Here is a 9972-nt window from a genome sequence, read left to right as displayed (position 1 = left end):
TTGAGACAGTAGTCTCATACACCTTGAGACAGTAGTCTCATACACCTTGAGACAGTAGTCTCATACACCTTGAGACAATAGTCTCATGCTCCTTAAGTAAATGGTATCGGACACCACGAGTAAATGGTATCGGACACCACGAGTAAATGGTATCGGACATCACGAGTAAATGGTATCAGACACCACGAGTCGATGGTATCGGACACTCCGAGTCGATGGTATCATACACCTTGAGACAGTAACCTCCGATAGCTGGAGATAGTAATCTCCGATAGCTGGAGACAGTAACCTCCGATAACTGGAGGTAGTAACCTCCGATAACTGGAGGTAGTAACCTCCGATAACTGGAGATAGTAACCTCCGATAACTGGAGACAGTAACCTCCGATAACTGGAGACAGTAACCTCCGATAACTGGAGACAGTAACCTCCGATAACTGGAGATAGTAACCTCATAAAAACCAAACATCCATAACTAACAAAAAAGTTAACACGTTTTTAAAACTCAAAATAGCACCTGGATACACACTTAATATTAACAAAACCCCAGTGCTTAATAAATTGGAATTATTAATTTCTACGTTCTACCGGAATCGAATCTCTTAAAATCACATGAAACGACCATGATAAAAGAATTCTCACATAAGGAGGATGATTATTTTCATGGGAATTCCATGTGACCTTAACAATTAAATTACAGACATATAAAATCATACGAAAAACGCTGACACTTATTGGTCTTTTCCCAATTATGTAAAACCACGGTTCAGCCAACAAAAAAAACAAAAAATTACTGTCTGACCACGGCAACAGGGCATATCTGCAATCCAAACACAAAACGAAAGTGCGCAATACATGGGAGCCAAAAGGCTCACCAGTCTACCAATCGGACCATCGTGGAATTGAAATCCGATAATGCAGCTTTAAGTTTATGGCAAGCAACCAATCCAAATAACGGCATCTATTAAGCAATCACTATTGTCCGGTAAAAAATAGATTCTCCATTTAAGTGCTCAAGCCGCACGGGCTTTTACTTTTTTTCTACAGCAAAAAAAAGTAAACAAAAAATGCCGCCGCTGCAAGTAATTTCCTAAAAATCAATTTCATTGTCTAAAATCCGGGAACTCGCTTCGCTCAAACAGCCCGGATTTCTTTACGCCAATAAAATTGATTTTTTTAACGGAAATTTCTTGAGGCGGAAAGCAACCCCAATATCTCCTAAAATCTCTGACTATCACATTGGATCTGGGTTCTAATCATTTCTCTAAATTTTTACCGGACACCAATGTTAAGCAATATACAACCTAAAAATAAATTCATAACTTTATGAATATCAACTTCAACTCGGCAACGATGAAACAAACAAGGGGAATTGATTCACACACAGAAGTATGATTATCCTGGCGAGTTCCATATAACAACTGAGAGACAAATTATAATCAAATGAAAAAAACAATCATTTTATTAATGACGATTTTGGGACTATCCTCCTGCTCCGAAAAAAAAGATTCCCTGATAGGTTTATGGGACGACATCATTAAACTTTCAACTAAAAATGTTACTCTGACGGCAAAAACTGATTCAGTGACAATAACCACAGAAGGAGATTGGTGGTGGATTAATTCAATTTCATTTGACGACAGCACCTATATTTATTACAACAGAAAAGACATAGACCTTGAGTCCGATTCCTATTCCATAAAAGAAGACTTTTTTATAGTTGAACGACGCGATAAAAACACCCTTTTTGTGAAATTATATGAAAACAGTACAAATAGAAAAAGAGGTATGAGTATTACTCTTGAAGCCGGCGACTATTTTGATTATATAAACATTACTCAAGCGGCTGATTAAGACATTACAAGCAAAAGCTTACACCATTACATTTGAGGTCGGAGAAATTAAAAAAACGTGAATTTCATTTTGGTAAATGACCATTTTGGAAGCAAGCGTAGCGCTAAAGCCGGACTTTATTGACCGACTTTAATTAACTGTCTTTATGCCAGGCATAACGAATTCGTTGACTTTATAAACAAACACTACTTAAAAATAAAACCATACAACGAATCGTAACACCGTGAAAATAAATCAGATCAAACAGACGGGCCGAACCATTAAAATAATTCAGTATTCATTACTACAATTAATGAATACTGAATTACAAATATTTTTCTATCTTTGTCCATTATTTGATTGAATTATGAAAATGGTAGGGCTAAATATCAAAAGACTCAGACAGGCAAAGGGCTATAGTCTGAAAGAGTTTGCTGACAAAGTTGGTGTTTCGGCCAGTTTTATCTCTCAGGTTGAAACAGACAAAATTAGTCCATCCTTATCCAAATTAAAAGACATAGCCGACGCCTTAAACACGACCATCGGATTACTGATTGGAGAAACCAATCATCCCCACACGTCCAACGCTTCACCGGTCGTTCGAAGAAACGAAAGAAAACACACTGACCATCTGGGTAAAGGAATCAACATCTATCTACTCACCTCGCCCGATCCCAATAAACAAATGGAGCCGCTGTTCATTAAAATACAGCAAAACGCTTCATCCGGAAATCAACAATATCAACACTTTGGACAAGAATTCGTCCTGGTACTGAAAGGCAAAATTGAAATCACATTAAATGATACCCGATATATACTCAATATAGGGGATAGTATCTATTTCAATTCAAGCACCCCTCATTCATTCAGAAATCTGGGTGAGGTAGTCGCTGAAGTAGTCTGGGTGGACACCCCGCCTAGTTTATAGCATACTTTTTTTTGTCTATTTCGTTCAGTATTTATTAACTAAGATAATTAATACTTAACAATAGTTATCATGAATACCATTTTAAAAAACAAATTGGGCGGATTGGAAGGAGAAATAAAAGATTTCTCTGAAAAACTGAACCAATTCAAATTGCAACAAGGCAATATGTCACAGTTGGAATCGATGATTACATCTGAGATGGAAAAACTGGGTTTTGATGAAGTTAAAACCGATGAAGTAGGTAATGTAATCGGAATTATCAAGGGCTACAAAAGCGTTGATGACATAGTATTGCTCTCAAACATTGATTTGCCGGTAGCTGAACATAACAATGACAGCACGCCTGATAAAAATGCATCCATCATGTTTGACAATGACAAATCCGGGATTCTTACCAGTCTTTTCACCGGAGCTCTTTTCAAACGCTCATTGGCTCTTTTAACAGGAAACCTGATTGTTGCCTGCATAACCAGGAGTGAGAGTTGTGGTTTCGGCGTGAAATATCTTTTTAACCAACAATTGAAAAAAGAAAAGATAAAAGGGGTGATTTTGTGCGAACCAACAGACTTTAAAATATATACAGGAAATAAAGGACAGCTGGAGTACGAAATCGTTGTACACGAATCAAACCACAAAAACAATTCGCCCAAATACGAACAAATTCTTGACTCTAAAAAGAATGATCTTCTAAATAGTCTGAATGCTGTTTCAGACAGATTACCAATGGATAATGAATTGGGCAAACCATCGCTTGTAGTCAAAAATGTTTGTTACAAAAACAGCCCTTATGATAAAGGAGACCGGGAAATTCATATCAAGGTAGACAGAACGTTTACACCAGCCGAAAACGAAACTGTAATCCTGCAAAACGCACAAAGATTGACTAAAAATATTTTTAATGATGATGCAATTGAAGATACGCACATTGATGAAAATAAAATAACAACGTCTACCGGTAAAACATTACAAGAAACAAAAGATTACAAGCCCTGGAAGATGGAAGGCTATCATCCTTTTGTCGTGAATTCACTGGAAGTGTTACATGAAAACAACTTCGATACATCCGTAGGCTACTGGAAAAACAGAATTACAGAAGGCTCTTTTACTAACGGTGAACTGAAAATACCGACCATTGGCTTTGGAGCAGGTAAACAAGAGAACACTCAAGGCGTATCGCTCAACGATTTGCTGAAATCAATTTATGGAAAATCCCTGATAATCTACCGCCAGATTGGGGTTCCTACATTTGGCTGGGATGACGGTGAGATTTAAGACAAGCAAAACAGATTTATGATGAACGTTTTAGTATTGAATTGCGGAAGCTCTTCACTTAAGTATCGTATTATCAAAATGCCCGTTGAAACAGACATTGTTAATGGCGAAGCGCAAAGAGTCGGAATTAAAAGTGCAGATACTTCCTTTATTACACACACCGTAAAAGGACAAAACAGTACCCTTAACATAGACTTACCAACCCACGTTGACGCTTTTAAAAAAGTATTACAACTAATATTTGAAAATCATAAAAATGATGAAGATATCTATTTTGATTGTATCGCCCATCGCTATGTTAACTCAGGCGAGCATTTCTCAGGCGCTTCAAGAATATTCCCCGAGGACTTAGAAAAACTGCAGGAAACTTTTGACATTACACCGCTGCATGGCCCCATCATTTATGAGGTGATAAAATTCTGTAGTGAAGAATACCGTGATATTCCGCAATATATTTTAGCCGACAATGGCTTTCACAGCAACATCCCGGCAAAATATTCGACCTACGCACTGCCGTTAGACCTGATAAAAAAACACCACATAAAAAGAATGGGTTATCATGGAATTTCGCATCAGTATGTGATGCAGGAAGCCTGCAACTTTTTGGATCAGGATGCGCAAACGCTAAAAATAATCAGTTGTCATTTAGGTACCGGCGGATCGAGTGTTTGTGCCATCCAGTTCGGGAAATCGGTGAATTCGTCAATGGGATTTACCCCATTAGAAGGATTGATGATGAATACCCGTTCGGGCGACATTGACGCCGGAATGATTTTTAATATAATGTATAACAATGGCTTGAATGCCTCAGAAGCGGAGAATATCCTGAATAAAAAAAGTGGTGTTCTTAGTATTTTCAAAGAGTCATCTGACTTACGGGATGCCTTAAAAGGGCGGGATAAAAACCCAAATGCAGAAATGGCACTTGAAATGTATGTACGAAGAATCAAAAAATACATTGGAAATTATATGATTCAACTTAAAAAGGCCGATGTATTAATATTTACCGACACTCTGGGCATTGGCATGCCAGCCATAAGAAACGCCATTTGTAAAGGAATGGAATATTTTGGAATACGGATAGACAAACACTTGAATAAAAATTACCAGTGCGGCATACTTGATGTTTCCATGGCCGATTCGGAGGTTAAAATATTAATTGTACCTAACAATGAGGAATTAATGATAGCAAGAGAAGTTTTCAAGAAAATGAGTTCAAGCAAAGAAGCTAAAAACATATTATCATGATTTTGATCGTTGAACCAACATACAATGAGGTAACTTTTTGGACGTACCAGCGTCCCGGATCCGAACATAGCCCACAATCAATTACCATAAGCACCGAAGAAATTAAAACCAGGCATATCTTAGCCGAAACCATCAATAAAATTACCGGAAATACGCTGCCAAAGGCCATATCAATAAGAATTCTTTTTGGCGGAGAATTATTTGGAAAAATAGCGTTGGTTGATGATAATTTTTTCCCGGCTTTTGAAAAATTGATAAAAATACGCCCTTCTTATATCTCTTATGTATTGACCTTTATTAAGGTGCTTTACCAATCATTTCCGGGTATTCATATACTTGCCTTTTTCGAAACCGGCTTATTCCTGGAATTACCTGAAGTGGAGAAGTGTTATGCAATGCCGGATAATTATTATGGCGACATCTCGTACAGGAAATGGGGGTTTCATGGTATTTGGCACGACTACAATGCCAAATTACCTGCAAAACCAAAAAAAACAATTTCAATTGTGCTTGATAAAACCACAACCGTTTGTGCCTTAAATAAAAAATTACCTGTCACAATGAGTTTTGGGAGCACGCCGCTTGAAGGTATAATGGGCAAAAGAAGTTGCGGTGATATAGACCCCGGAATTGTGTTTTACCTCATGAAAAAGAATAAGTATTCCATCCAAAAAATGGACGAAATACTTAAAAATAAAAGCGGCTTTTTCGGATTAACCGGTTACGACAAAGAGATGGATGAACTGGTAAAACTGTATGGAAATGACCCAAAAGTTGATTTGGCTTTTGACATTTACATGAACCAGGTGAAAAAATACATTGGTGAATCCATTGCTATGCTTGGCGGAGTTTCTGACATAATATTCTCAGGTCCTTACGTAGAATCCTTTAAACCAATAATTTTCCACATTTTAAAGGATATCTCTTTTATTGATATAACCCTGCAGGCATCGCCCTGGGAAGAGACAGACAAACTCTCCAAAATTTCGATGAAGAACTCGAAAGTATCGGTTTATCTGAATAAGGTAACGCTGCATGAAATTATTTATGAAATGACGAAAGAGTACATAGCAAAACACCTTGAAGTATTTGCCTGATTCAAACACCTGCTTTATGCACAGGCACTAACTAAACTCTAAAGGCGGATTTAGCCATCCGTCACAACAAACAGAAAGGCGGTTAAATCAATGATTTAACCGCCTTTCTGTTTGTTAAATTTTGGTGACTCAGCTGGGGTTCGAACCCAGGACCCCATCCTTAAAAGGGATGTGCTCTACCAACTGAGCTACTAAGTCATCATTAATGTTTCAGAATCGTCTTCAAAAAGCAATTCCAACTTTGAAAAAAAGAGAGATTGTTTCTTCAACAACCTCTCCGGAATGTGACTCAGCTGGGGTTCGAACCCAGGACCCCATCCTTAAAAGGGATGTGCTCTACCAACTGAGCTACTAAGTCATCACATTTTTGCGTTAAGAAAGAGATTGTACCTCTCTCAAATGCGATGCAAAAATAGGCTGTTATTATTAAACTTGCAAGTCAACAAATCAAAAAAAAAGACATTTTTCCTTTTGCCTCCACAACAACAAACCTTAAACCACAAGTTTTTAGAATTTTACACACACATATTTTTTTCATCGCCAGTCTGATTTTTCGTATTTTTATCATTCGCATCCGCTTAAAACCTGAAAAAAACCAATACCATGATTATGAAAACAAGAAAACCGGCTTTTGCAGGCACCTTTTACGATAAAAACCGCAATAATCTTCTATTCCATTTAAAACAAATGTTTATTAACGCACAACCAAAAGAATCGCAACAACCGGTTGCTGCGCTAATAGTGCCTCATGCGGGTTATATATACTCGGGTACGGTCGCCGCTTCGGCTTATCAACAACTTCCGGCACACGCCCAATTCAATCGCATCTACCTCATCGGCAGCAGTCACCGGATGACATTCAGTGGCGCGGCTCTATTTGACGGGCAGGCCTTTGAAACACCCCTTGGAGATGTCCCGGTTGACACCGCAGCCGTGCAAGAGCTGGCCGAAACTTCCAATCTGTTCCACATAAACAATCAACCACACCAACAAGAACACACATTGGAAGTTCAGCTCCCATTTCTGCAATATCATCTCAAAAAACCATTTAAAATAGTCCCTGTTATTATTGGAACGCAAGATGAAGACGACTGTCGGCTGATGGCGCAAGCCCTGCACTCTCACTTCCATGAGGGCAACCTGTTTATCATCAGCACCGACTTTTCTCATTATCCGAATTACAGCGATGCACAAAACACAGACCATGAAACCGCCGGTGCCATCCTGAAAAACAACCCTGCCGCACTCCATTCAATCCTCAAAAAACACCGTCAAATGAATATCCCCAACCTGGCCACGTCATTATGCAGCTGGACGTCGGTATTGACACTTCTGTGCCTTACACAAAATATCCCCGGAATTCAATATCACCATATTATCTACCAAAATTCGGGCGACAGCCCACAGGGTGACACCGGCCAGGTGGTTGGCTACGAAGCCATAAAGGTAACACGACCAACCCAGTATAATTTTTCATTAACAGCCAATAATAAAAACGATTTGCTGACCATAGCGCGCCAAACTCTAAGTAATACGTTCAATAAAATGCCGGATAACATCACAGCCCCGGCATCCGAAATTCTCAACCAGCCAGCAGGCGCCTTCGTTTCATTATATATCAGCGGTCATTTAAATGGATGTATCGGACAATTAGAACCTTCGCAACCCCTTTGGCTCGTGGTAAAAGAAATGGTATTGGCCGCAGCCTTTGATGACCACCGCTTCGACCGTCTCAAGGCAGAAGATCTGCCTTATCTTGAAATTGAAATTTCAGTGTTAACGCCCCCTGCAAAAATAACCGACATCAACGAAATTGAGCCCGGGCGCCATGGCATAATCATACAAAAAGGGCCTCATAGAGGCACTTTCTTACCCCAGGTGGCCCAACGTATGCACTGGACGCGCGAAGAGATGCTGCGCCACTGTGCCCGAGACAAAATGGGTATCGACGCCGACGGGTGGAAAGATGCAGAGCTATTTACCTATGAAGCCATCGTATTTAAAGACCATTATTAATCTCAGCAAAAAACTTATGGAACATACAGCAACCTTTTGGCAACCAGAAAATAATAAAATACGCTGCTTGCTATGCCCCCACTACTGTTTGTTGGGCGAAAACGAAACAGGCCTGTGTCGTACCCGCCAAAACAAGCAACACCAACTTATAACCATGGCCTATGGAAATGCGGCAGTGATTCACTCCGACCCCATTGAAAAAAAACCACTCTATCACTTTTTACCAGGCAGTTCAACCCTTTCGGTGGCCACCAAAGGCTGTAACCTGCGGTGTTTAAACTGCCAAAACAGCACCCTGTCGCAGTGCGGCCCCGAAACAAACGAGGCCGATTTCACCACGCCGCGCCAAATTATCGAAATGGCGATGAAAAACGACATCCCATCACTGTCTTTTACCTACACCGAACCCACCGTATTTTATGAATGGATGATGGACACGGCCCAATTAGCAAAAGAACATAATATTAAAACCTGTATGGTTTCCTCCGGATTTATAAACCCGGAACCGTTAAAAAAACTACTACCCTACATCGATGCGGTCAACATCGACCTAAAAGCTTTTGATGATGACGTCTACCGAAAATTGTGTGGCGCATCGCTGAAACCCGTCCTTAAAGCGCTTGAACTAATAAAAAATGAAGGGGTTCATCTTGAAATTACATCGCTCATCATCCCCGGATGGAATGACAATCCTGCTACTCTTCAAAAAATGTGTGACTGGCTCGTCGCTAAAAATTTTTCAGACATACCCATTCATTTCAGCCGCTTTTTCCCTGCTCACAAACTATTACATCTGCCAGCCACACCCGAAAAAACCATCCTTGCAGCTTGTCACCAGGCACGCCAGTCCGGACTAAAATATGTTTATGCCGGTAATATGTCAGAAAGTGGCCGGGACAGCACCATTTGTCCCGACTGCAAAAACACACTCATTACGCGCCATGGGTATAACGTATATGTAACGGGGCTTCGTGAAAACCGATGTGCGAAATGTAATACGATTATTTATGGTCTGTTTAATTAGAGTCTGTCTATAAAGTCAACGACTCCGTCTATGCTTGCCATAAAAACAGTCATTTACGAAAAGTAAACTCCTTGATTTTCATAACTTCACAAGCCTTGTATTTGAACTTTATATTTTAAACACTTAATTTATTATAGGTTGCGCTATAAAGGCCAACGACAGCGTTACGCTGGCTCACAAAACAGTCATTTCCTAATCCGATTGGCATCTCTGAATGAAATTTGTCCGCCTGCCAATTTTGTGGATTGCGTACGATATAATGGCGTATGCGTTCTAATTCCTGATCATTTCGTATGATGTGGTCGAAGTAATTGGGCTGCCAAAAATGGTTGTTGCGGTGGTATTTCGGGATATTCAATTGTTTTTCATCAATGTAATCATCAATTTTTGAATTTATTGCCGATTTAAACCCGGCAATAAACGACGATATGCATTTTGGGTTTTGGATAAATGGTTGGTGGGCCGTTATTGTTATTGTAATTACAATTACGCAATACATCCCGACGATCCCCAACCCCGAAAAAATTGTTCAAAACAAAAAATTTCCTTTTATCT

Annotated in this window: 8 protein-coding genes and 2 tRNA genes; 7 read left to right on the top strand and 3 right to left on the bottom strand. The window is 39.5% G+C overall.

The window, feature by feature from the left end:
* The first annotated feature begins 1442 nt into the window (after positions 1-1442).
* The 5 genes from ACT3CD_RS15300 to ACT3CD_RS15280 all read left to right on the top strand — a co-directional run bounded on the left by ACT3CD_RS15300 (position 1443) and on the right by ACT3CD_RS15280 (position 6377).
* Positions 1443-1853, top strand: coding sequence for a hypothetical protein (locus tag ACT3CD_RS15300; protein ID WP_444646526.1), 411 nt, complete (start codon positions 1443-1445; stop codon positions 1851-1853).
* A gap of 346 nt (positions 1854-2199) precedes the next feature.
* The gene (locus ACT3CD_RS15295; protein ID WP_444646525.1) at positions 2200-2760 is read left to right on the top strand and encodes a helix-turn-helix domain-containing protein; all 561 of its coding nucleotides are present in this window, start codon (positions 2200-2202) and stop codon (positions 2758-2760) included.
* A gap of 69 nt (positions 2761-2829) precedes the next feature.
* Positions 2830-4032, top strand: coding sequence for a hypothetical protein (locus ACT3CD_RS15290; protein ID WP_444646524.1), 1203 nt, complete (start codon positions 2830-2832; stop codon positions 4030-4032).
* Positions 4033-4053: 21 nt separating this feature from the next.
* Entirely contained in the window at positions 4054-5280 is a 1227-nt protein-coding gene (locus ACT3CD_RS15285; protein WP_444646523.1) for an acetate/propionate family kinase, read from the top strand.
* Complete coding sequence (locus ACT3CD_RS15280) at positions 5277-6377, top strand: hypothetical protein (protein WP_444646522.1); 1101 nt, start codon at positions 5277-5279, stop codon at positions 6375-6377. Before ACT3CD_RS15285 ends, ACT3CD_RS15280 begins: the two co-directional genes overlap by 4 nt.
* Positions 6378-6499: 122 nt before the next feature.
* On the opposite strand, the gene ACT3CD_RS15275 is transcribed toward ACT3CD_RS15280, so the two are convergent.
* Together ACT3CD_RS15275 and ACT3CD_RS15270 are read right to left on the bottom strand one after the other, a co-directional pair.
* Positions 6500-6575, bottom strand: a tRNA-Lys gene (locus tag ACT3CD_RS15275).
* A gap of 87 nt (positions 6576-6662) precedes the next feature.
* Positions 6663-6735: transfer RNA gene (locus tag ACT3CD_RS15270), tRNA-Lys, on the bottom strand.
* Between the two features lie 251 nt (positions 6736-6986).
* Here ACT3CD_RS15270 and amrB point away from each other — a divergent pair.
* Positions 6987-8393, top strand: coding sequence for an AmmeMemoRadiSam system protein B (gene amrB, locus ACT3CD_RS15265; RefSeq protein ID WP_444646521.1), 1407 nt, complete (start codon positions 6987-6989; stop codon positions 8391-8393).
* Positions 8394-8409: 16 nt separating this feature from the next.
* Complete coding sequence (amrS, locus tag ACT3CD_RS15260) at positions 8410-9417, top strand: AmmeMemoRadiSam system radical SAM enzyme (protein WP_444646520.1); 1008 nt, start codon at positions 8410-8412, stop codon at positions 9415-9417.
* A gap of 115 nt (positions 9418-9532) precedes the next feature.
* On the opposite strand, the gene ACT3CD_RS15255 is transcribed toward amrS, so the two are convergent.
* A complete protein-coding gene (locus ACT3CD_RS15255; protein WP_444646519.1) occupies positions 9533-9931 on the bottom strand; it encodes a hypothetical protein in 399 nt (132 codons plus the stop codon).
* Positions 9932-9972 lie beyond the last annotated feature (41 nt).

This window comes from Geofilum sp. OHC36d9, from assembly GCF_052400685.1.
GTDB lineage: Bacteria > Bacteroidota > Bacteroidia > Bacteroidales > Marinilabiliaceae > CAZHHH01.
Note: the sequence above shows the minus strand (reverse complement) of the source record. Positions and strands in the feature narration are given on the sequence as shown.

Bases quoted from the DNA above. Each gene is read 5' to 3' on its own strand.
- ACT3CD_RS15300 (WP_444646526.1), top strand. From the start codon at position 1,443: ATGAAAAAAACAATCATTTTATTAATGACGATTTTGGGACTATCCTCC.
- ACT3CD_RS15295 (WP_444646525.1), top strand. From the start codon at position 2,200: ATGAAAATGGTAGGGCTAAATATCAAAAGACTCAGACAGGCAAAGGGC.
- ACT3CD_RS15290 (WP_444646524.1), top strand. From the start codon at position 2,830: ATGAATACCATTTTAAAAAACAAATTGGGCGGATTGGAAGGAGAAATA.
- ACT3CD_RS15285 (WP_444646523.1), top strand. From the start codon at position 4,054: ATGAACGTTTTAGTATTGAATTGCGGAAGCTCTTCACTTAAGTATCGT.
- ACT3CD_RS15280 (WP_444646522.1), top strand. From the start codon at position 5,277: ATGATTTTGATCGTTGAACCAACATACAATGAGGTAACTTTTTGGACG.
- amrB (WP_444646521.1), top strand. From the start codon at position 6,987: ATGAAAACAAGAAAACCGGCTTTTGCAGGCACCTTTTACGATAAAAAC.
- amrS (WP_444646520.1), top strand. From the start codon at position 8,410: ATGGAACATACAGCAACCTTTTGGCAACCAGAAAATAATAAAATACGC.